The 21,756-nt window shown below is 42.9% G+C and carries 27 protein-coding genes, 7 tRNA genes and 1 pseudogene; 22 read left to right on the top strand and 13 right to left on the bottom strand.

What is annotated here, in order from left to right:
- Positions 1–64 precede the first annotated feature (64 nt).
- From Xind_RS21815 to Xind_RS16255, 14 genes are all read left to right on the top strand, one after another.
- On the top strand, positions 65–1,189 hold the full coding sequence (locus tag Xind_RS21815; protein WP_246432580.1) for an ABC transporter permease: 1,125 nt from the start codon (positions 65–67) through the stop codon (positions 1,187–1,189).
- A gap of 158 nt (positions 1,190–1,347) precedes the next feature.
- Positions 1,348–1,611, top strand: a complete 264-nt coding sequence (locus tag Xind_RS16310) for a type II toxin-antitoxin system RelB/DinJ family antitoxin (protein WP_187650471.1) — start codon at positions 1,348–1,350, stop codon at positions 1,609–1,611.
- Positions 1,598–1,879: a type II toxin-antitoxin system YafQ family toxin gene (locus Xind_RS16305; RefSeq protein WP_187650470.1), complete on the top strand. Its 282-nt coding sequence runs from the start codon at positions 1,598–1,600 to the stop codon at positions 1,877–1,879. Before Xind_RS16310 ends, Xind_RS16305 begins: the two co-directional genes overlap by 14 nt.
- A gap of 95 nt (positions 1,880–1,974) precedes the next feature.
- Entirely contained in the window at positions 1,975–3,384 is a 1,410-nt protein-coding gene (locus Xind_RS16300) for a DNA circularization protein (protein ID WP_187650469.1), read from the top strand.
- A complete protein-coding gene (locus Xind_RS16295; RefSeq protein ID WP_187650468.1) occupies positions 3,381–4,487 on the top strand; it encodes a phage baseplate assembly protein in 1,107 nt (368 codons plus the stop codon). Before Xind_RS16300 ends, Xind_RS16295 begins: the two co-directional genes overlap by 4 nt.
- The gene (locus tag Xind_RS16290) at positions 4,474–5,058 is read left to right on the top strand and encodes a phage baseplate assembly protein domain-containing protein (RefSeq protein ID WP_246432579.1); all 585 of its coding nucleotides are present in this window, start codon (positions 4,474–4,476) and stop codon (positions 5,056–5,058) included. Before Xind_RS16295 ends, Xind_RS16290 begins: the two co-directional genes overlap by 14 nt.
- Entirely contained in the window at positions 5,055–5,501 is a 447-nt protein-coding gene (locus Xind_RS16285) for a phage GP46 family protein (protein ID WP_187650467.1), read from the top strand. Before Xind_RS16290 ends, Xind_RS16285 begins: the two co-directional genes overlap by 4 nt.
- A complete protein-coding gene (locus Xind_RS16280; RefSeq protein ID WP_187650466.1) occupies positions 5,491–6,630 on the top strand; it encodes a baseplate J/gp47 family protein in 1,140 nt (379 codons plus the stop codon). The genes Xind_RS16285 and Xind_RS16280 overlap by 11 nt, the downstream gene beginning before the upstream one ends.
- Positions 6,627–7,223 (top strand): YmfQ family protein, encoded by a 597-nt coding sequence (locus Xind_RS16275; protein WP_187650465.1) that lies wholly within the window; start codon positions 6,627–6,629, stop codon positions 7,221–7,223. Before Xind_RS16280 ends, Xind_RS16275 begins: the two co-directional genes overlap by 4 nt.
- A 53-nt stretch (positions 7,224–7,276) precedes the next feature.
- A complete protein-coding gene (locus Xind_RS16270; protein WP_222941837.1) occupies positions 7,277–7,957 on the top strand; it encodes a hypothetical protein in 681 nt (226 codons plus the stop codon).
- The gene (locus tag Xind_RS24630; RefSeq protein ID WP_420856077.1) at positions 7,926–8,096 is read left to right on the top strand and encodes a hypothetical protein; all 171 of its coding nucleotides are present in this window, start codon (positions 7,926–7,928) and stop codon (positions 8,094–8,096) included. The genes Xind_RS16270 and Xind_RS24630 overlap by 32 nt, the downstream gene beginning before the upstream one ends.
- A gap of 62 nt (positions 8,097–8,158) precedes the next feature.
- Positions 8,159–8,521 carry a tail fiber assembly protein gene (locus tag Xind_RS16265; RefSeq protein ID WP_222941836.1) on the top strand — a complete coding sequence of 121 codons (363 nt, stop codon included), beginning with the start codon at positions 8,159–8,161 and terminating at the stop codon, positions 8,519–8,521.
- A gap of 294 nt (positions 8,522–8,815) precedes the next feature.
- Entirely contained in the window at positions 8,816–9,130 is a 315-nt protein-coding gene (locus tag Xind_RS16260; RefSeq protein ID WP_187650464.1) for a DUF1902 domain-containing protein, read from the top strand.
- A gap of 18 nt (positions 9,131–9,148) precedes the next feature.
- Positions 9,149–9,439, top strand: a complete 291-nt coding sequence (locus Xind_RS16255) for a type II toxin-antitoxin system HicA family toxin (RefSeq protein WP_187650463.1) — start codon at positions 9,149–9,151, stop codon at positions 9,437–9,439.
- A 758-nt stretch (positions 9,440–10,197) separates the two neighbouring features.
- Here the strand turns inward: Xind_RS16255 and Xind_RS16250 are convergent.
- From Xind_RS16250 to Xind_RS16235, 4 genes are all read right to left on the bottom strand, one after another.
- Positions 10,198–10,395 carry a type II toxin-antitoxin system HicA family toxin gene (locus Xind_RS16250; RefSeq protein ID WP_047680994.1) on the bottom strand — a complete coding sequence of 66 codons (198 nt, stop codon included), beginning with the start codon at positions 10,393–10,395 and terminating at the stop codon, positions 10,198–10,200.
- Entirely contained in the window at positions 10,395–10,637 is a 243-nt protein-coding gene (locus Xind_RS16245) for a DUF1902 domain-containing protein (protein WP_047680996.1), read from the bottom strand. Before Xind_RS16245 ends, Xind_RS16250 begins: the two co-directional genes overlap by 1 nt.
- A gap of 47 nt (positions 10,638–10,684) precedes the next feature.
- Positions 10,685–10,990, bottom strand: a complete 306-nt coding sequence (locus Xind_RS16240; RefSeq protein WP_187650462.1) for an ORF6N domain-containing protein — start codon at positions 10,988–10,990, stop codon at positions 10,685–10,687.
- 362 nt (positions 10,991–11,352) lie between these two features.
- On the bottom strand, positions 11,353–11,640 hold the full coding sequence (locus Xind_RS16235; protein ID WP_156115350.1) for a Rha family transcriptional regulator: 288 nt from the start codon (positions 11,638–11,640) through the stop codon (positions 11,353–11,355).
- A gap of 460 nt (positions 11,641–12,100) precedes the next feature.
- Here Xind_RS16235 and Xind_RS21810 point away from each other — a divergent pair, with 460 nt between their 5' ends.
- On the top strand, positions 12,101–12,283 hold the full coding sequence (locus tag Xind_RS21810; protein WP_231571398.1) for a single stranded DNA-binding domain-containing protein: 183 nt from the start codon (positions 12,101–12,103) through the stop codon (positions 12,281–12,283).
- Positions 12,284–12,634: 351 nt separating this feature from the next.
- Positions 12,635–12,830 (top strand): annotated as a pseudogene (locus Xind_RS21805) (phage integrase central domain-containing protein); the annotation flags it as partial.
- Between the two features lie 20 nt (positions 12,831–12,850).
- Here Xind_RS21805 and Xind_RS16225 read toward each other — a convergent pair.
- A complete protein-coding gene (locus tag Xind_RS16225) occupies positions 12,851–13,387 on the bottom strand; it encodes a hypothetical protein (RefSeq protein WP_047680998.1) in 537 nt (178 codons plus the stop codon).
- Positions 13,388–13,589: 202 nt separating this feature from the next.
- Positions 13,590–14,066: a hypothetical protein gene (locus Xind_RS16220; RefSeq protein WP_187650461.1), complete on the bottom strand. Its 477-nt coding sequence runs from the start codon at positions 14,064–14,066 to the stop codon at positions 13,590–13,592.
- 192 nt (positions 14,067–14,258) lie between these two features.
- Here Xind_RS16220 and Xind_RS16215 point away from each other — a divergent pair, with 192 nt between their 5' ends.
- The 5 genes from Xind_RS16215 (at position 14,259) to Xind_RS16195 (ending at position 19,020) form a co-directional block, all read left to right on the top strand.
- Positions 14,259–15,236 (top strand): glycosyltransferase family 9 protein, encoded by a 978-nt coding sequence (locus tag Xind_RS16215; RefSeq protein ID WP_047681003.1) that lies wholly within the window; start codon positions 14,259–14,261, stop codon positions 15,234–15,236.
- Positions 15,237–15,433: 197 nt separating this feature from the next.
- Positions 15,434–15,799, top strand: a complete 366-nt coding sequence (locus Xind_RS16210; RefSeq protein WP_187650460.1) for a YkgJ family cysteine cluster protein — start codon at positions 15,434–15,436, stop codon at positions 15,797–15,799.
- Between the two features lie 158 nt (positions 15,800–15,957).
- The gene (mtnK, locus tag Xind_RS16205) at positions 15,958–17,217 is read left to right on the top strand and encodes an S-methyl-5-thioribose kinase (RefSeq protein ID WP_047681009.1); all 1,260 of its coding nucleotides are present in this window, start codon (positions 15,958–15,960) and stop codon (positions 17,215–17,217) included.
- A 15-nt stretch (positions 17,218–17,232) separates the two neighbouring features.
- Complete coding sequence (mtnA, locus tag Xind_RS16200; RefSeq protein ID WP_187650459.1) at positions 17,233–18,336, top strand: S-methyl-5-thioribose-1-phosphate isomerase; 1,104 nt, start codon at positions 17,233–17,235, stop codon at positions 18,334–18,336.
- Positions 18,337–18,348: 12 nt separating this feature from the next.
- Positions 18,349–19,020, top strand: a complete 672-nt coding sequence (locus Xind_RS16195) for an L-fuculose-phosphate aldolase (RefSeq protein WP_187650458.1) — start codon at positions 18,349–18,351, stop codon at positions 19,018–19,020.
- Positions 19,021–19,150: 130 nt separating this feature from the next.
- On the opposite strand, the gene Xind_RS16190 is transcribed toward Xind_RS16195, so the two are convergent.
- From Xind_RS16190 to Xind_RS16160, 7 genes are all read right to left on the bottom strand, one after another.
- Positions 19,151–19,226: transfer RNA gene (locus Xind_RS16190), tRNA-Val, on the bottom strand.
- 24 nt (positions 19,227–19,250) lie between these two features.
- Positions 19,251–19,326: transfer RNA gene (locus tag Xind_RS16185), tRNA-Lys, on the bottom strand.
- A 30-nt stretch (positions 19,327–19,356) separates the two neighbouring features.
- Positions 19,357–19,432 (bottom strand) — tRNA-Lys (locus Xind_RS16180).
- A 31-nt stretch (positions 19,433–19,463) separates the two neighbouring features.
- Positions 19,464–19,539: transfer RNA gene (locus Xind_RS16175), tRNA-Lys, on the bottom strand.
- A 42-nt stretch (positions 19,540–19,581) separates the two neighbouring features.
- Positions 19,582–19,657: transfer RNA gene (locus Xind_RS16170), tRNA-Val, on the bottom strand.
- 78 nt (positions 19,658–19,735) lie between these two features.
- A tRNA-Val gene (locus Xind_RS16165) sits at positions 19,736–19,811 on the bottom strand.
- A 62-nt stretch (positions 19,812–19,873) separates the two neighbouring features.
- Positions 19,874–19,949: transfer RNA gene (locus Xind_RS16160), tRNA-Val, on the bottom strand.
- A 280-nt stretch (positions 19,950–20,229) separates the two neighbouring features.
- Between Xind_RS16160 and gltX the strand changes: the two genes are divergently transcribed.
- Complete coding sequence (gene gltX, locus Xind_RS16155; RefSeq protein ID WP_187650457.1) at positions 20,230–21,645, top strand: glutamate--tRNA ligase; 1,416 nt, start codon at positions 20,230–20,232, stop codon at positions 21,643–21,645.
- Positions 21,646–21,756 lie beyond the last annotated feature (111 nt).

Below are 21,756 nucleotides of genomic sequence, written 5' to 3'. Positions count from 1 at the left end.
TAATTTACCCATTAATATTGTCTATTATGTTATGAATGAATCATAAAAAACTGGACAGGAAACAATGGATGAAATGAATTTAATCTGGTCTGCTCTTGCAGTATTTGTTGTCTCGCTAATTATCGCCAAGTCATCAAAACCAACATGGTATAGATCAATCGCAACGGTGGTAGCTTCATTGTTTGGTGGTATTGGTCTTTTAATGTTGGTTATTTTTGCGTTCTTTTTCTTTGGTTCAGAGTCTACTTGTGAAGTTAAAACTGATGGCTTTTATGAAAGCAAAGGAGCACTTTGTTATGGCAAAAAAGAAATCAAAAATCTAACAAACAAAGATGGTGATAACGTGGTAGCTATCACTAAGTCTGTTATTTTGGATAAGGATAAAGCCCTTGTTTATCCAAAAGACAAGGAGAGTCACATTATTTATACAGAGGATAACCAATTAAAGGTAGCTCCATATGATACCTATAAGCTTGCCCAAAAATTATATGAAGAGCACGAAAAACCTGTTACGCAAAATGTAGATTATGAATGTCGTGGCAGCGCATCGAAGCGGTATTTTAATGTACTGACAGCACCTATAAAGCCAAACAATGATGGAAATTATGCCATTTGCTACAAAGGTGTTGATTATACTCAAACTTTAGCTGAGCAATCAGGCAAAAAAGGATTGGCAGGTGATGGACTTCAAATTACTTCCGTATGGAAACTAAAAGACTACGAAATGATGTATGTTGCTCTATACAATGACAATACTGGTGCTGCGGTTATAGAAATGGTTGCCATAGACAATGATGGGAAAATACGAGGCTCTTCAAGACTAATAGATAAAGATAGAGATATTCCAAACGCAGATCCTGATGGCTCCTTTAGTATTTTTGGTACAGCGAAGTTAAAAAACAGATTTAATCGAATATATTTTAATCTTCGAAATGCGACAAATATAACAGCGTACCAATTCGATGCGCCACCTACCATAATTGCACCAAGAGCAGAAGTTAAATTATTTACTCATGGCTCTGGATTCTGGGTCGGTGACTCCGGGAATGTATCTGTGAGTAAGTCCTATGTATCGCCAAAAACAGGGCGTTATGAGGTAAATGTATTGTTGAACAAGGATGGCAAAGAAATTTGCAAACTGGATGATAGCAAAAATTACCTTCTTTCCGATCAGCAGTGCATAAAATAGTCCCTTGGGCTTTTTTGTTGTTCATTAGTTGATTTTTACAACCGTTCCGTAAAACATCATTCCCTTTTCTGGTGGCTATTTTTTACCCATTAAAGTTGATAATAGGCATTCATTGAACTACAATTGAATTACATTGTAATTCATTGAGGAGTTTTATCATGGCTGCAAACCAGTTAATTCAGGCTCGTATCGACGGTGAGATTAAGGAAGAAGCTACTGCTGTTTTGGCAGCAATGGGCCTGACTGTATCCGATGCTGTTCGTATGATGTTAACGCGGGTAGCAAGAGAGAAAGCGTTGCCGTTTGAACCTTTGATACCGAATGAGACAACAATAGCGGCAATGAAAGAGTCTCGCAAAGGTGGCGGCAAGTCATTTTCCACAGTTAAAGATTTGATGGCTGATCTCAATGCGGACGACTGACTACACAAGCCAGTTTAGGAGAGACTACAAAAGAGAGAAGAAAGGTCGTTATCGGGAAATTCTTGATGATGCACTGACTACAGTAATTGAATTATTGTCCTCCGATAGCTTGCTGGAACCGAAATATTGCGATCATGCCCTTTCAGGGGAGTGGAAAGATTTTCGGGACTGTCACATTAGACCTGATTTGATACTAATTTATCAGAAGCCCAATGCTGATATATTACGTCTTGTCCGTCTTGGTTCTCACTCAGAGCTTGGTTTGTAATATTTTAATCAATCATAAATAACCCGCTTCGTGCGGGTTTTTCACTTCTAACACCGCCTGATGCGGTTTTTTTGTATCCAAAAAGAGGTTATGACATGGCCTTGATAAAAGATGCCCTTTCTTCTTTGTTGGGCGGCGGCAATGATGCGTCATGGAAATGGGCGGAACATTTGCACCCGGCTTCTTTTCGCGGGGTGCCGTTTGCTGTGGTGTCCGGGGAAAGTGTTTTTGGACGCCGTCAGGCCGTGCATGAATACCCGTACCGTGATACTGCCTGGCTGGAAGATTTAGGCCGGGCAACCCGGAGGATAACGATCCGGGGGTTTATCATTCAGAATAGTGCCGTTTATGATGCCCCGGATGTTATCACACAGCGTAAGAATCTGGTTGCGGCCTGTGAAACCGGAACAACGGGGACATTGGTTCACCCGACACTGGGTGAACTGACCGTCAGTGTGACAGAAAGCGGTCTGCGTATGACTGAAAGCATGGAATCGGGCCGGGTGTTTGAGTTCACGTTAACGGTGATTGAATCGGGCCTGAAAGTCTTTGCGGTCACCAACAGTACCAAGTCCGCTACTGAGGTGAAGAAAAACTGGCTGAAAACCTACACCACCACACTGGCGAAATATATCTCAATGGTGAGAGGGGAAATCCGCTCAGTGGTGCAGGGGATGCGGATCATCAAGCAGACCGCCAATCAATGGGTGGGTATGGTGAATCGCTCGGTGGATGAAGTGACCAACCTCAGCGACATGTTGAAGACCACTTTCGGCAGTGAGCGTTACGGCCGTTATCAGCGCGGGACCATTGGCGGTACGGTATCAGGAGCAACGGGGCTTCGGTCACGGGATGACGGAAGCCGTGATGAGGCTGAGACAGTGAAGAAAACCACTGCCGAAGTGGTGATGGGTCGTAAAGCCATTGCCCGCAGCCTTGAAGCCCTGAGCACTGCCCCGACCGTGGAAATGTTTACTGAGTCAGCCGGCAGTGTGGTGATGTCGATTATCCAGTCAGCCGGCAGTACCGATGAAAAAGTGGCTATCTTTGAACATCTGGCTGCCTTTCAGAATGCCCGCTACCAGCAAGGCACGGTTGACCGGTATGTCACAGAAATGACCGTTCTGTTGTTGGTCGTGTTGTCGGCGGGCGCAATGGCTCAGGTCGCCAGTGAATTTACCCCGGCAAACAATCAGGAAGCCCATGATTTACAGAACAGGGTGTGTCATGCACTGGATACCGCATTAGTGATGGCCGGTGATTTAAGCATGGATGACATTTATCAGTCCCTGATGTCATTGCGGGATGAGTTTATGACCAGTTCAGCATTGAAAGGCGCAGAAGCTGGACGGTTGGCTCAGTTCAGTCTGCCCGCTGTGTTGCCAGCCCTGACGGTGGCTAACCGGATTTATCAGGATGCCGGACGCAGCAATGAACTGATACAGGCGACTAATCCCCGTCATCCGGCTTTTATGCCTACCCGATTTAAGGCGCTGAGACAATGAAAAAAAACGATGAACTGTCATTGGTAATTGGCGGTAAGGCCATTTATGGTTGGGACAGCGTTCGTGTCACACGAGGCATTGAACGGTTGCCGTCTGATTTTGAACTGATGCTGATGGACTATTATCCCGGCAGCGATGAGAAACAACTGGTAGAAGCGGGTCAGCCCTGCCAGATATTACTGGGAAGTGATCCGGTGATGACGGGATATATAGACATCTGGAATTCGTCGATTAACAAAAGCACTCACCAGATACGGGTGACCGGACGCGGTAAATGTCAGGATTTGGTTGATTGTTCGGCAAAATGGCCGCAGAACGTAATTACTTCGGCGACGGCATTACAAATTGCTCAAAAACTGGCGCAATGGTACGGCATTGAAGTGAAATCGGATGTGACTGATATGGAAGCCGTGCCGCAATTCACCCTGAACTGGGGGGAATCTTCACAGGAAATCATTGACCGCATCACCCGCTGGTCTGCCCTGCTGTATTACGACACCCCGGACGGTCATTTATTTCTGACCCGTGTCAGTGACAAAGTGGCTGCCAGTGGTGTAGCACAGGGAAAAAATATTGAGATGGCCGATTACCAGTCCTCCATGAATGAACGGTTCTCTGAGTACATCGGTCTGTCTATGAATGTCAGCGGGTTAACTGAACTGTCGGCAGGAAAAGGTTATGAAGTGGTAACAATTGCCACAGCAAAAGACCCGGAGGCGGAAAAGATGCGCTATCGCAATTACGTCACCATTATCGAAAGTACCTTGCATACATGGGGAAAACAACAAGATGCGATTAACTGGGAAATGAACCGCCGTTATGGACGTTCTAAGGTGCTAAAAGTCTTGGTTGATAGCTGGCGGGATGTCAGCGGGACATTATGGACACCCAATACCCTGATCCCGATCCATTTACCGGTGTTCGGGCTGGAGTCCGAACAATGGCTGTTATCGGAAGTGTCTTATGTTCGTAATAAAGATGACGGCACACGGGCAGAGCTGACCTTGATGCCACCGGCAGCGTTTACTGTGCAACCGTATGAATTTTACGATGCCATCATAGAACTGCGTAACGGAGGTTATTCACGTGATGGAAGCCGCTAAAAATTTATATCGCCGCGCCATGATGATGCTCGGTTTAGGCCGGGTAACTACCTGTAATGATAAGGGGGTTATCCAGCAAGTACAGTATCAAACTGCAATGGAAGTCCGGGACAATACCCACCGGATCGCTGAGTTTGGTTTTTCATCCGGGTTACCTGCTGATACCGATGTCGTACTGGCGTTCTTAGGCGGTGACCGCTCTAACGCGGTGGTGATTGGCAGCAATCATCAACAATACCGGCACAAAGGGTTAAGCCCCGGTGAAGTGGTGGTGTATAACCAATGGGGGCTGCATATCTTACTGACAGCATCGGGGATCACCATTGAAGCGAAAGAGCAACCGGTGACTGTCAATAATGCGTCGAAAGTCACCGTCAATGCGTCCACCGAAGTGTTATTGAATACCCCGGTACTAAAAGTGACCGGCGATGTCATTGATAACTGCAACAGTAACACTACGACCATGAAACAGTTGCGCGATACCTATAACCGTCATACGCATCCAGTGCCGGGTGTGAAATCCGGCGATGCAACAGTCACCAGTCAGATAACCGGGGAAACCGTCAAATGAGTGATATTACTTCCTGGTGGGATGTCAAAAATATTCATGCTGACTGGTTGGTAGGGCACGGGGATTTGGTAACCGGTAATGACCTGCAAACTGCCATCATTATCAGCTTATTTACGGATCGTCAGGCGCGTCCTGATGATGATATAGAGGGTGCAGATCGTCGCGGCTGGTGGGGTGATAGCGGGGCTGACTATCAAATAGGTTCCCGGTTGTGGTTGTTGCATCGGCAGAAACTCACTACCCCTGTCGCATTGGCGGCTGAGGATTATGCCCGTGAGGCGCTGCAATGGATGCTGGACGATGGCGTGGTCGCGGCGATTGATATTCGCACACAAATTGTCTGGCCTAATCGATTGAACATGATAATCCGTTATCAGCGTCCGGGGCGGGATAACGAGGATTTACGCTTTTTCTGGGTCTGGGAGCGAGAAAATGCCCTTTAAACGAAAAACACTCACTGAACTTCGGGCGCAGAACCGCAGTTATTTACAGTCAGAATTACAGGAAACGGGTCCGTTATTACGCTTTTCCAATATGGGTGTGCTGGCTGATATGGACGCAGGTATGGCGCATCTGCATTACGGCTACCTTGATTATATCGCCAGACAGACTACCCCGTTTACGGCTACGGATGAATGGCTGTCTGGGTGGGCTGCGTTAAAGAAGATTTTTCGCAAACCGGCAACAGCGGCTCACTGTGAACAATATCAGTTTACAGGGATGGCAGGGGCTATCATCCCTGCCGGGACAAGACTTAACCGGGGGGATGGCTATCAGTACCAGACCCTGACTGAGACTCGTATTAATGCCAATGGACAGGGAACCGTTAGCCTGATTGCGTTATTACCGGAAAGTACAGAGGATGATTCGGGTGGCGGTGCGGCAGGAAATGCGCCATCGGGTACGGTACTAACGCTGGATCAGAGTCTGGCAGGGGTCGATGTTGAAGGCACAGCGATTGCACCTATAACAGGCGGGGCAGATATTGAGAAAGAAGCGGATTTTCGCTCTCGTATGTTACTCGCCTATCAGGGTACACCACAGGGTGGTTCCAGTGACGATTATAAACAGTGGGCGCTATCCGTACCGGGCATCACCCGTGTCTGGGTCAGACCAAGAGCGGCCGGAGCCGGAACGGTTGGCGTCTATATTATGTGTGATAACAATGCACAGGGCGGTTTTCCCATCGGGACAGACGGCGTTTCATCCCATGAACCGTATGCTGTGCATGCCACTGGAGATCAACTGAGGGTGGCTGACGCTCTTTATGCCTTACAACCGGTCACGGCCTTAGTCTGGGTGTTATCGCCGATAAAATACCGGATTGATTTTACCCTCCACGGCCTGTCTCATGTCAGCACCGATGTGACGGCGCGTATTAATGAGGCGATTGATAACGTACTGTTTGAAAACGGTAATCCGGATGGTTCCGGGCGCATATTCATATCCGAACTGCAATATGCCATTGCGGGCATACCGGGCACAACAGGATTTGTGATCACATCACCGGCAGAGAATATTGCCTTGCCAGTTGGTCACTTACCCGTACGGGGCGAGGTGAAATATACATGAAACAGTACAGCGAAGTGAATTATACCATGGCATTAAATAGTCTGTTACCTGCCGGGATGGCATGGACGCGGCACCCGAAATCGGCTATCAGTAAGGTCATTCGGGCGCTTGCCCGTAGCTATCATCGCAGTGATCAGGATGCGCATTTATTACTGGAAGGCAGCTTCCCGGCAACCGCGACGATCATGTTACCGGAGTGGGAAAAATCGTTAGGGCTGCCGGATGACTGCGCGATTGGGGAAATTGACAGTATCTCATTGCGGCAAAAATCCGTGGTCTCAAAGTTATTACGTACAGGGGGTCAGTCCAGGTCCTATTTTATCGGACTGGCGGCAGAACTGGGATTCCACATTACTATAACTGAATTCCGGCAGGCCAGAGCAGGCATGTCTGCGTGCGGGGACGCATTGAATGGTGGTGACTGGCCGTTTGTCTGGCGAATTAATGCCCCGGCAACCACAATAAACTACGCTGTAGCAGGCGGCAGTTATTGCGGTGATCCGTTGCGTTCGTGGGGCAATAAAAAACTCGAATGCCAGTTTCAGCGAATAAGCCCGTCTCACACAATTCTTCAGTTCGGCTACAGACAGTAACCCTCATAAATTTCAATGTCATTTTTATCACTTTTACTCAGTGAGGATCAATCATGCAAAAAATCGGTGATATTACGAACACCGCGGACAGTAACGGTGAATTCACCAATGGGAATGTGGCAGCGGGTATTCCGCCGACGAAATTAGAAGCGCCGTGGTTTACCACCGTGCAGCGGGAAATGATTAATGTATTACTGAAAGCCGGAATGAATCCAGACAAGACCAATGACGCCCAGTTATCTGAGGCAATAAAAAAGATGGTCTCTGATTCTCAGGTGGCGCTGACTGACAGCTTCGGTCAATCCAGTACATTAGCGGCCAGTCAGAAATTAGCCACCCATGCCAACGACAACGCCAACCGCCGCCTCGACAAAGCGCAGAACGGGGCGGATATTCCGGATAAGGGGGCGTTTGTGGACAATCTGGGCTTACGGGACACGGTCAATCAGGCGCAAAATGCTTACCCCAAAACAGGCGGCGTCATCAATGGAAATGTTGATGTGACAGGCAATGTGTCAGGAAACGGTATTTATGAAGCGGGTGGAGTCCGGGTTTATAGTCCGAATAATCCACCGACCGAGGCGTTGTTAGAAACAAATGGATGGTATCGGGACACCGTGAACGGGGTCATTATTCAGTGGGGCAATGGAATATACAGTGATGGTCAATTAGTTAAATTTCCCCGCCCCTTTTCCCCGATCAGTGTGTTCGGTGACGATAAGTGCGAACCCTAATGATACACCTCACGTGGAAATAGCCCTCAGCTATCCCGTCTCACTCAATGAGTTTATAGTGGGGAGTATTGTTTCCGTAGGAGACCGATTTCTGACGAATGTTTCCTTGCATTGTTCGTGGATGGCGATTGGCTATTGAGGTGAAAGAGGTACGTTTATAGTGCAAAAAATAACGCATTCTACCCCATTGATTGGCAGCAATTGTATATTGATGCGGGAACGTGGCCGGATGACGGGGTTGAGGTCAGTGATAAGATTTATCGCAAATTCATGGCGCCACCTGCGGGGAAAAGGTGCATAGCGGGTGATGACGGATTACCTGTATGGGGAGATATTCCCCCGCCGACACCGGAGGAACGACAGCAACAGGCCGAATCAAAGAAGCGTTATCGCATGTCACAGGCGGCAAATACCATTGCCCCGTTACAGGACGCCGTTGACCTCGACATGGCCACGAAGGAAGAGAAAGCGGCTCTTGTCGTCTGGAAAAAATACCGCGTCCTGCTCAACCGGGTAGACTGTTCCACTGCCCCCGATATCGCATGGCCCGAACCGCCGAAGTGAGGGGGTGGGCACAAAGGGACATTGGCGTTAATTATGAGTTAATTCAATGTTAATTGTGGGTAACTGAAACTCTTACTTGCCGTGGGGAAGTGTTGGAGGTATTGACTCACTGACAATGAATTTAGGCCACGGAGGGCTGAAAATTGAAACAGGTTGATACATTTTAATCATCAACGAAACAAAAGAAGTACAGTTTACTGTGTTGAACACTAGGTTCAAACGGTCTAGTATTACCGCAAGGAATATTTGTCTATTTGATAGCTGTGTTTTGATATCCCTACTGGAGATGAAAAAATGAGATTACGTTGCATGGCTTATAGACAGGGCGATATATATGTTGCTGCCTGCCTAGATTTGTCACTGGCAGCGCAGGCTGACTCGATTGATGATGCGATCAGCAAACTTGAATCTCAGGTTGATGATTATCTAGAAGAGATTGATTCCGAGCCTGAATATGCTAAGCAGCTTCTAAATCGGAAAGCACCTCTATCAATGCGGTTAAGATATCGGCTGTATCGTTCTGTTTTCTTTGTTTTGAAAGTCATAGGTCTTTTACGTCAACATACTGATTCATTTAGATTGTTTGACGAACAACGCAAGCCAGCCTGATAAGAGGTATGGCGCGACATGATTCTTTATAGACTAACCCCGCTCAAATATAAAGAAGTTGTAGCAGCCTTGGCGGCTTTAGGTTTTGAAATGAAACCAAAGAAAGGAACTTCCCACGAACAGTGGATCAAAAAAGAATATGGGTATAAATGGGTGGTTACGGTTGATAAGCACCATGCGCCATTTTCACGAGATCTAATAAAATCAATGGCCAAGCAAGCTGGCATGGACCATAAAACATTTCATTCTCTGTGTAAAGGAACTCTTAGTTGTAAAGAGATTCTTTCTGCTGGCTTATCAAGAGACTGATAAATTAACCCTAAACCTGCGCGGGGCAGGTTTTCCATTCAAGCACCATTCCCCACCTCCCCGATCCCCTTAATTTCCGCTCCTTTGATAAAATCATGTTAAATCAATAAATTAAAAACTATTCTTACGTAACTAATTGATTTAATTGATTTCCTTTCCTGTGCCGGAAATAAGTAAAATCAACGACTTAGATAAAGGTGGGATTTCCCGCCTTTTGGAATCCTTCCGTTTCAAACGGAGCGATTAGATACCGTTCACTGCCGTCATTTGAAATCGCAGCAGTGCACTTGTTAACTTTATTCTGGGGAAATTAACTACAGGAATTCCTTTGGCTTAAGGAGTCCTGTTGTCGAGGTCATTAGCTCAGTGACCTCGAAGAATACCGCAGTCCTCAATTTGGGGGGCTCCCCGATTATTTCGGGGTGGTTTAACCCATTGATATTTAATCAAGCTGCAAATATGCAGTCTGGTCGTAATTTAGACACCGATAATATTGAGATGTCCCAAACGGTCAAAGTGACGGCCTCGGAAAAATCAATGACTTAATCAACCGTTGCGGAAATCCCTACGGTTGATTTATGGTACTGGGCAAAAGCAATAAATCTACGTATTTTCAATAGGTTACTTGGACACAGGTGCTGGATAATGACAGCAAAGCCCGAATTTGGGCTTAGATCAGGCTTAACTAACGAGGTCATATTCCGCAGGTCAAAAAAAAGCCCCGTGATGGGGCTTATTCTTGGGTAGAGTGACAATTATCAAATTTTCTCTTTAATACCCGCCTGTCGTAGAATTGCATTGGCGGTATGTCTGGAAACTATAGTGTATGGCACGCTGAATGCTTTGTTGGTTATATCGCTACGCCATATTTCATGACTACCTTTGCCTTGCCTGACAAAGTAACAGCCATGTGCCAGTAAAATAACTTTGAGTTGTGGATATAAACCCGATCCCATTAGAGTACCACCCTTGAATCAGATGATTGCTCTTGGACAAACTTAAGGCGAATGACCTCAGACTGGTCGCCCAGACCGTTAATCTCATAAAGCTCAGGTGCTATTTCCCAAACTTTCTCTATCAATTCATCATAAGTTTTGGCTTCTGTAACCAATCCAAGCTCATCACACTCAGCAATCCACATGTCATCATGGATAACATTGACAACAAAAGACTCAAGTCTTGTGATAACTACGCCCATGCTGTAATCCCTCCGCGTTCTGAGTTAATGATTATCTTATTCCAATCTTAGCACTCGTTGATTATAAAATCACCGATCTCTGTAAAAAGAGTGACTTGATTTGTGTGTTTATTAACCAAGTCAATGTTATTGACTTGGTTCTTAAATGCTCGAAAATCATCACCTTTAAGGGTGAATACATGAACACCCTCAATAAAACGACTGCGATGGTTAGCAATATTGGAGCGAACGTTTGTCGCCTCTGTGCCATACCCAGCCGCCAATGTTTCCGTGGTAACAACGCGGACGCCTTGCCATTCGATTACTGGGAGTTCATTTGAGTCGATAGTTACTAATTCGTTTTTCTTACTCATGTCTCGTCTCTCAGTGTGCAGTTGATGATGCCGGTTCGGCGGTAAAGAATTTAGATCCGTCGATAAATATGCTGTCGATAAGATCACGTATCCATTATAGTTTATTGGGTAGATAGGTGTTCTAAGGTTATTCATTGAGACAACATCAAATCCAAGATTAAATATTTATTTATCAAAAACATAAAAATTATTTGCGATAAAAAAGATAAAATTGAGACAACATAAAATAGGCTTGGTTGTCTCAATTTTTAGATATTAATCATTATAAAACAATATATTAAGTCGGTTGAGACAACCGAGGCAACTGAGACAACACCGTTTGCTTAACTTATATAAAGAGAAAAGAAATTATGAAAATGAGTTTAGTGTTCTTGGCACAAAAATGTACGCTGTGACTGACGACGAATTTCGTCGGTAGTGATAAGAATTTCAGTGTGGCGGCGGTCGAGTAAGAACTCAGATACGTACCCGCGATTGTCGATAACTGCTATTACACCTTTAACCAAGTTAACTTGTTGATTTTTATTATGATCGAAATTCCGATCATCTTTTTTGATGTAGTAAAGCTGCTCCAACATGTTCCAAATATCAACATGGATATGTGATATCGTTTTATTTGTCAGTTCCGCTATCTCACGGCTGCTCATCATTGCCCACTTAACAACATCAATTAGGGTACTCAGTTCTCAGACGAGCTTTTTTGGAATTTTCCAAATAAGTCTCGTAGTCCTCATGCTTAGTAAAGTGAGAGGCCTTCCAAATCGGTGACTTCTTAATCTAAGGAATCCCTACAGTTAATTTCACACTTCCGTTTCAAACGGAAGCGTGCTGAATTAAAGGTGAGATATCCCATCTTGGGTATTGTGATTTCCTCTATACCTTTATCTATATACATGCGGGATTTTCCCGTATGTAACTCAGAAACTGAATATGTATTACGTTCTCAGTGATTTAACTAACTGATTATTATCATGATTGAAAAAAACAATCATCTATAGACGGTGGAATATGGCACGAAGAAAGCAGAAGAACGCACCCGCTACCATCGCCACGGTCACAGGTAAGATCACCGTAGCCCCGAAGCGCATCAAGTGACAGACAGGTAAAGTAATGGCCGTCGCTAATATGCAGGTACAAAGCGAGAAGCGCAGTGATTATCCGTTACGTGTCGTGGGCTTTGATGAAGTAGCACTATCGGTCATGCTATTGCGCAAAGGTCAGGAGATCACGGTTACGGGGAAAGCTTCTTACTGGCAGGGCTATCAGTTGGCGATCTCTTCTATCGTTCCATAGGTGACGACGAATTTCGTCGCAACCTCTTAACAAGGTTGGTACTTTAAACGTACTGACCTCGTTTTATTGAGTGTGGGGATACCAGATCACGGGCCAAAAACATATCAGCTATACAATGAAGCTGGTGAGATGCCTTAGCATAATGTAAGTTGTATAGAAATTTGTATAGATTTAAAAATATAAAAAATATTATTATTTAAAATAAATTAATTAATAATCAAGTTCTATTCATGCATGGGAAATCAACTTCTCTCATGATCTATGAGAATCAATTAATTCCACTAAAATCAATATATTCACTGCTTGCCTCATCTCTTGAAGTCTCGCGGCATCTTCCTAAATCTCTACAATTTTTCAAAAGATGTTTTTCCTTATATAGGCGGCAAACCTATTGCCGAAATAACACCAATGGAACTTATGGCTGTTTTATCAAGACTGAATGATCGGGGGAGCAACCGAAAAGCTCAGAAAAGTACGTCAACGCTGTGGGGAGGTATGGCGATATGCAGTAGTAACAGGGGGAGCCGAATATAATTCCGCACCTGAATTTGTGATGCATTGCAGTGATTATTGGCTAAGACCAAACCACCGGAAATTTCGTTCCATTTCCTTTAACTCCTCTTCTTGTGGCTTGATTATCCAGTAACGACCAGTAGTAACAAATTCCATTACATCAATATGATGTATTGGAGCTTTAACAGGCAAACTCGTTAAATAAGCCAAAGCTCTAGCAAAGCCTGTTTTCCCGGTATAACACGCAACCAACCGGATACTCCGTATGCAATATATCGAGATTAGCGGCTTTATGCTTTCTGCAAGATCACTTGGTGATAAAGAATGAGCTTGAGGTAGCCTTTCCCTACAAGGAAAGCCAGTCACCTCGGTGCCAGATAAAGGGCGATCCACAGAATGCCCTTGAAAAAGGGCTTTGTTTGGATCCCCGTGCCCAAAGATATTGAGTCTAGGGCCTGGTTGCCGTTTTGGTATATCTAAAAAGTAATGGTATTGCCCATCATGACTGATCACAAGTTTAACACTACCCTTTACTGCTTCCTGTAAGGATAGCCTGTAAATGTCTTTGAAATAATGTCGATACCAGCCCATACATCCTATCCTCACCAAGGAGATAATTATTGTGATACTGATACACCCAAAGATAAGGAATAGCCAGTTTAATTAGGTGATATTTTCTGATGTATTCAAATATTGAGTTGTAAATGCTAAGTTGACAACTGATAGAAAACAAAAAGTCCCGCTAGTGCAAAGCCTTTTTAATTCGAAAAGCAACGTGACATAGTTATCATTTTTATTTAGTTAATTCAGAGAGTACAGCCGTAGCAAGGCTAGTATTCACAAATAGAATATCAACACATTTACCGATCACAACCTCAACACCTTTCTCTTTAACTAATTGTAAAATTTCTTTTTTTTCAGCATTCGGAAGATTTGCTCTGTTGATTATCGTTTCAATCTTTTCAAGGGTGTTTTTATGGATCTTTATGGTAATTTCATCATCAATTGTATCCATATTGACGTATTCAACGCCGGCAGCAGTAAGAGCCATTGCATCAGGGTTAAAACCATAGCTACCATCATCAAAATGAATAGCATCATGATTAACTAAGCCAATTTTTATTAGATAGTTTATATCGTCAGCTAATTGATCCCATCCAAAAGCCTCTCCAAGGAATTGAAGTTTTTCCTTACTGATAGGCTGCATTAAATGATTCTGGTCATTCATTGCGCGAATGATCATATGTTGTCTCTCTTTCAACATAGTCATTAGGTTTTCCTCATTTCGTACTGGAAGTAGCTAAAATTATAGCCAACCTTCTAGCATTGAGGAATTAAAAGCAAAAACATGTTCATATGTCTTTACAAATAACACATAGGCAAAATATTGTTTGAACGATTTTTTACATAATACATTGAACTATTAAAGAAATGTTCTATTCTTAAAAGCAGTATCTGCCATTTGAAAAAAATTTTTCTTTTATCATTCAACATGAAAATAGCTATATTACGCAGAAATGGGTTTGGCGATCTTATCTGTACCCAGCCATTAATAAAATCTTTACAGAAAAAATACCCCAATGCAGAGATTAGTCTGTTTATAGAACAAGGTAATGATGAACTTACTAAGTATATATGCCCTGATATAAGCATCAATGTCCTTCCTCAAGGAAACAAATATCTTTCTATAGTAAAAACCGCACTAAAATTCCGCAAGAAGAATTTCGATATTGCTATCTCCGCCAAACCAAGTCCAATGAAACTCAATAATTTATTTTTATGGTTATTGGGAGCAAAAAAGCGCTATGCTGTTGTTACAGATCAAAAATGGCATTCTAAATTAGTTAACTATCCAGTCAATCAAGAAATCATAAAAGGTTACCATCAGGCTTTAAAGATATTACGTACATTTTCACCCAATGTGCAATCTTTATCATTTGATTTATTCCCTGAAATAACGTTGCATAATACATCAACTTCGATTTTCTCAGAAGAACCATTAATTTTATTTTCTGTCTCCAACAATAGAAAACATAGCTTAATTAATAATGAAAAACTTAATTTAATTGCTGGTAAAATTTCAGAAAAATATCCTACTGCAAGATTTATTATTTCAGCATTTCCCAATGATATGTATTTAGCTGAAGATTTAACTTCACGTATAGGTGATAATAGTCAGATTGTTATGTGTAATTCTTTAAACTCTTTTCTGGCATTATTAAATAATATGACCTTGATTGTAGTTGGCGATGGAGGTATTTGCCATTTATCAGCGGCATTAAAGAAAAAAATTGTTGCTCTTTATGGTGTTACCAAGCCTGAAAATTGGTCACCACTTGCATCAGAAGATATGTGTATTACCTTGTACGATCCAGAGAATGTCAATAATATTGCTCTAGCTAAAATTACTGATGCTATTTTTTCTTTACTTGAAAAATAAATTTCTCTTGATATCCCCTATTCTCTAAAAAAATAATCTATTCTCAAAGAGGCAATCTTTCCATATGCCCTATGAATTTCAAAGTACAACCAACAAAGCTATAGCTTTAAAGACTCAGGATATATAAAAATGAACTCTTGAGATCAGAGCTATTTTACCTAAGTGAATATCTTAAAAATTAGATAGAGACATCTGGTATGAGTCAAGTGTTAAATTCTCAATCTTTGAATAATCCTTGCATTAGCTGCGGCGCTTGTTGTGCATATTTTCGTGTTTCGTTTTATTGGGCAGAAACAGAAGATGGAGGAGGGTCCGTTCCCATCTCTGCCACTGAAAAACTGAACAACTTTATGTGCTGTATGAAAGGCACGAATGAGTTATATCCTCGCTGTATAAAATTACAAGGGGAAATTGGCTACTCAGTTTCCTGTTCCATTTATGATAAAAGACCTTCTCCTTGTAAGGAATTTTCTCACGCATGGGAAACGGGTGATTACAATGAAGCCTGTGATCGCGCCAGAGCTGCTTATGGCCTTCCCCCTCTGCCAGAGCCAAAAACCTGATGACTTTCGCCGTCGTAAGCTATATTCGTTATTTCCATCACAGACACTTTACGTTTGTATACTTATTGTTAACAAATGTGAAAATCCATTACCGCAGAATATGTTATCACTGTACAGCTTATGAACTTCCCTTCATGAAATTATCAGGATGAAAAATAATGTCTGCTTATGTTCCTACTGAATATATCCCACAAACTTGTGAATCCTTACCACATTATCTTGCGAAAAATTTACCAACAACAATCTCACTCGGCGGATTGCCTGAAACATGGCAAATAAAGGAAGTGGGTGATGGGAATCTCAACTTAGTTTTCATTGTTTCTGGCGCTAAAAAAACGGTTGTTGTCAAACAAGCCTTACCTTATATGCGGGCAGCAGGAGAATCATGGCAACTTTCTCTTGATCGTACCTATTTTGAATATCATAACCTGCTAGAAATCAATAAATTTGTCAGCCAGTATGTCCCCGAGGTGTATTTTTACGATGAAGAAATGTCTTTATTTGTGATGGAGTATTTAGATCAGCATATTATCTTGCGTAAGCAGTTGATCGCTGGTCAGAGACTCCCTTATCTTGCAGAAGATATTGGAATTTTTCTTGCTGATACTCTATTCCATACCTCTGATATCGGAATGGACAGTAAAGAAAAAAAAGAGCTGGTAAGCCGTTTTGCCAATAATCACGAACTTTGTAAGATCACCGAAGATCTGATTTTTACAGAGCCATATTTTAATGCCGAAAGAAACAACTGGACTTCTCCACAACTTGATAGTGACGTCCACGCTGTTTGGCAGGATCAGGCAATGATCCAAACTGTGATGCAGTATAAATACAAATTCATGACTGAAGCCCAAGCCTTACTACACGGTGATCTCCACTCTGGCTCCATTATGGTAACGCCGGATTCCACAAAAGTAATAGACCCAGAATTCAGTTTCATGGGACCAATGGCATTTGATATCGGCAACTATATCGGTAATCTGTTTATAGCTTATTTTGCCCAACCTGCTTTACGAGACAATAAAAAGCAATGTACTGATTATCAGTCGTGGCTTCTAACACAGATTGAAACAACATGGGCAATATTTGTACGTCGTTTTCGTCAACTATGGAATGAAAAGAGTGTCGGAGAAGCCTATCCTATCAAAATTTACCAGCAGGGAGCTTTCAGTTCACTATTTCTTAAAGCAGCACAAGATAATTTTTTCTCCAATTTATTTGAAGAAATTCTGGTCTATGCCGGGCTTGAAATTAATCGCCGTATTATTGGCTTTGCCTGTGTCGCTGATTTCAAACAGATTGAAGATCCAACACTACGCGCCACTTGTGAAAAACACGCCTTGAAACTGGCACACGAGTTAATTGTCAACAAGCATAAACACCAAGATTTTTCACTAATTAAACGTTATATCATATAGGCTTAAGAGATTTAGATGAAAATTAATGGCATTCATTATCGATCTGTTTGGCTTGCTGGCGACGGATATACCGTCGAAATTTTCGATCAGACCAAACTACCTTTTGAGTTACAAATCATTCAATTAAGCTCTATGCAGGATGCTGCAACAGCGATTAAAGATATGTGGGTACGTGGCGCCCCTTTAATTGGTGCTGTTGCCGCTTATGGTATGGCACTGGCAATGCATCAGGACAGCAGCAATGAGAACTTGCGGTTGGCTTATGACACGCTAGTCAAGGCCCGACCAACTGCTATTAATTTAAAATGGGCTTTGGATCGTTCATATCAAGTACTGGAAAATACATTTCCTCTACAGCGTAAAGGGACTGCTTATCGTATTGCCAACGAAATTGCTGATGAAGATGTCGAACTATGCCGTAAGATTGGTGAAAATGGCCTAAAAATCATACAAGGGATCGCTGCGAATAAACCAGCAGGTGAAGTCGTAAATATATTGACTCACTGCAACGCGGGATGGCTGGCAACAGTGGATTGGGGTACTGCATTATCACCCATTTATATGGCACATGATGTAGGTATTAAAGTTCATGTTTGGGTTGATGAAACTCGTCCTCGCAATCAGGGGGGATTGACGGCTTTTGAATTAGGTTCACACGGTGTTCCACATACTTTAATCGCTGATAATGCAGGAGGCCACTTGATGCAACATGGGAAAGTGGATCTTTGTATTGTTGGTACAGACAGGACAACCGCTAGAGGGGATGTTTGCAATAAGATTGGTACTTATCTTAAAGCTCTGGCAGCCAAAGCAAATCAAGTGCCATTTTATGTTGCTTTACCATCACCGACACTGGATTTTACGGTTTGGGATGGCGTAAAAGAGATCCCTATTGAACAACGTTCAGGTGAAGAGCAATCACATGTCTATGGACTCACTTCGCAAGGAAAACGCAATTGGGTCAATACCGTTCCGCAAGGAACACTTTGTAGAAATTATGCTTTTGATGTCACACCAGCAGAATTAGTTACCGGATTAATTACAGAACGCGGGATCTGTGATGCTAGTGCGGCAGGATTGCGCATGCTTTTCCCCGATTTATACCAACAGTATTCGTAATGGCTATTTTTTATGGTAAATAGAGAACATATCTGCCAGTCAATCATTGAAACTTGTCTTAAAATGAATGCACTGGATTTAAATCAAGGAACATCAGGAAATATCAGTACTCGCTATCAGGATGGTTTTCTGATCACTCCCAGTGGTGTCCCTTATGAGCAATTGACCCCAGATCAGATTGTCTATATCAAGCATGACGGGGAAGCTGAACCGGATAAAGTACCATCAAGTGAATGGTATTTTCATCTCTCCTGCTATCAGGCACGCCCTGAGTTGAATGCCGTTGTGCACAACCATGCTGTCAATGCAACGGCAGTTTCCATACTCAATCATTCCATCCCTGCTATTCATTATATGGTGGCGGTGACAGGGGCAGACCATGTTCCCTGTATTCCCTATTCAACCTTTGGGACTCCTGAACTGGCAAAGAGCGTCAAAGAAGGAATTAAGCACAGTAAAGCACTGTTAATGCAACATCACGGCATGCTCGCGATGGAAGCCAATCTGGAAAAAGCGCTATGGCTGGCGAATGAAGTGGAAATACTGGCGAAACTTTATTTAAAAATTCTGCCTGTTGTTGGAAATAATATTGGAAATGTTACAAAAAATATTCCGATACTTCCTTCCGAAGAGATGCAACAAATTTTGACAAAATTTAAAAGTTACGGATTAAAAACTCAGTAACAAAGTGAAAAAGCAGCATTTTCTGATCTTATTGAGGGACTATGTTGTTTTTACAAAACCTAATTAAAAACCAAACATGGATTTTGTTTGTATATCACTCAATAACTGGATTATAAGGAACTGGATGAAGTGGTGGGCGATACCAGATTCGAACTGATGACCCCCTCCTTGTAAGGGAGATGCTCTACCAACTGAGCTAATCGCCCACTTCAATATCGTGGACACCTAAATGGTGGGTCGTGCAGGATTCGAACCTGCGACCAATTGATTAAAAGTCAACTGCTCTACCGACTGAGCTAACGACCCAATTAGGTAATTCTGATTTTGACATCTAAATGGTGGGTCGTGCAGGATTCGAACCTGCGACCAATTGATTAAAAGTCAACTGCTCTACCGACTGAGCTAACGACCCAATTAGATAATTTTGATTTTGATATTTAAAATGGTGGGTCGTGCAGGATTCGAACCTGCGACCAATTGATTAAAAGTCAACTGCTCTACCGACTGAGCTAACGACCCATCGTAAATATCACTGTGATACTGCGGAACAATCTAATGAAGTGGTGGGCGATACCAGATTCGAACTGATGACCCCCTCCTTGTAAGGGAGATGCTCTACCAACTGAGCTAATCGCCCACTTCATGATGACTATTACTGCATGATGACTATTACTGAAAAGTTACTGTAACGACATCAATATCACCGACTTATGATTGGTGGGCGATACCAGATTCGAACTGATGACCCCCTCCTTGTAAGGGAGATGCTCTACCAACTGAGCTAATCGCCCAATCATAAAATCATTTTCATCACTACGGTTGCCATTTTCTCTAGCTTACCACTACGAGATAATGGTGGGCGATATCGGACTCGAACCAATGGCCCCCTCCTTGTAAGGGAGATGCTCTACCAACTGAGCTAATCGCCCCGTCGTGATGGAGTCGCATTATAGGGATAGTTCGAGGTGAGTCAACGGTTTTTATTACTAAAACTTCCGTTCGTCGCAAAATTACACAGAATGAAACAATTATAGTCACATTAAGTTATCATTTAGACAATGTATCTTACCTTTTCCCAATAACCTATCATTAACGCCATTGAGGAATTGAAGTCCAGTGATAAAATACCCCCACTATTGTTATTTAAATTGTTACTTCAATCATCCAAAACGTTCTCTGAAAAGTGAAATGTAATTAAGGCAATTCCCGATGAGTAAAATAAAAACCCGTTTTGCGCCAAGTCCTACTGGCTATCTTCACGTTGGCGGCGCACGTACTGCCCTTTATTCCTGGCTATACAGCCGTCATAACAAAGGTGAATTTGTTCTGCGCATTGAAGACACTGATCTGGAACGTTCAACTCAGGAAGCCATTGATGCGATTATGGACGGAATGAACTGGTTAAATCTGAATTGGGATGAAGGCCCTTATTATCAGACCAAACGTTTCGACCGTTATAATCAAGTTATTGATGAAATGCTGGAACAAGGTACAGCATATCGCTGCTATTGTTCTAAAGAGCGCTTGGAACAATTACGTGAAACTCAGATGGCAAATAGCGAAAAACCACGTTATGACGGTCGTTGTCGTGATAGTGAATGCCAACATAGCCATGATGAGCCACATGTTGTACGTTTCCGCAACCCACAAGAAGGCTCTGTTATTTTTAATGACAGCATCCGTGGCCCGATTGAATTCAGTAACCAAGAGTTAGACGATTTGATTATTCGCCGTACTGATGGCTCACCAACTTATAACTTCTGTGTTGTCATTGATGACTGGGATATGGAAATCACTCACGTTATTCGTGGTGAAGATCACATCAATAACACACCGCGTCAAATTAATATTCTGAAAGCGCTTGGCGCACCAGTACCAGAATATGCTCATGTTTCTATGATCCTCGGTGACGATGGTAAAAAATTGTCCAAACGTCATGGTGCCGTCAGCGTGATGCAATATCGTGATGATGGCTATCTGCCGGAAGCACTTTTGAACTATCTGGTTCGTTTAGGATGGTCACATGGTGATCAAGAAATTTTCAGCGTTGAAGAAATGACAGAGTTGTTCAGCCTTGACGCTATCAGCAAATCAGCCAGCGCCTTCAACACTGAAAAGCTGCAATGGTTGAACCATCATTACATTAATACCCTGCCTGCGGAAAAAGTTGCTGTTTATTTAGCGTGGCATATTGAACAACAAGGTATTGATACACATACTGGCCCGGAACTGGTTGAACTGATTAAACTGTTGGGTGAACGCTGCAAAACATTGAAAGAAATGGCCAGTGCTTGTCGTTATTTCTATGAAGAGTTTACTGAGTTCGATGCAGATGCTGCGAAAAAACATCTGCGACCAGTGGCTCGTCAGCCATTAGAAGTTGTCCGTGAAAAACTAGCTGCTATTACCGAATGGACACCAGAGAATATCCACCATGCAATTCAGTCAACCGCTGACGAATTGGAAATCGGTATGGGTAAAGTGGGTATGCCACTACGTGTTGCAGTTACTGGCGCTGGTCAATCTCCGAGTGTTGACGTCACTATTCACGCTATTAATCAGGCACGTTCACTCTCTCGTATTGATAAGGCTCTGGTTTATATTGCCCAGCGTGAAGCACAATAATCAGCATTAAAAAATCGGCCAAAATAAGTTATAGAGGCACACAATTTATTGTAGTGCCTTTATTTTTTATTCTTCCAACCAGGCATTGATGGCTTTTTCAACGTTTACACC

This window comes from Xenorhabdus indica, from assembly GCF_014467235.1.
GTDB classification, from domain to species: Bacteria; Pseudomonadota; Gammaproteobacteria; order Enterobacterales; family Enterobacteriaceae; genus Xenorhabdus; species Xenorhabdus indica.
Note: the sequence above shows the minus strand (reverse complement) of the source record. Positions and strands in the feature narration are given on the sequence as shown.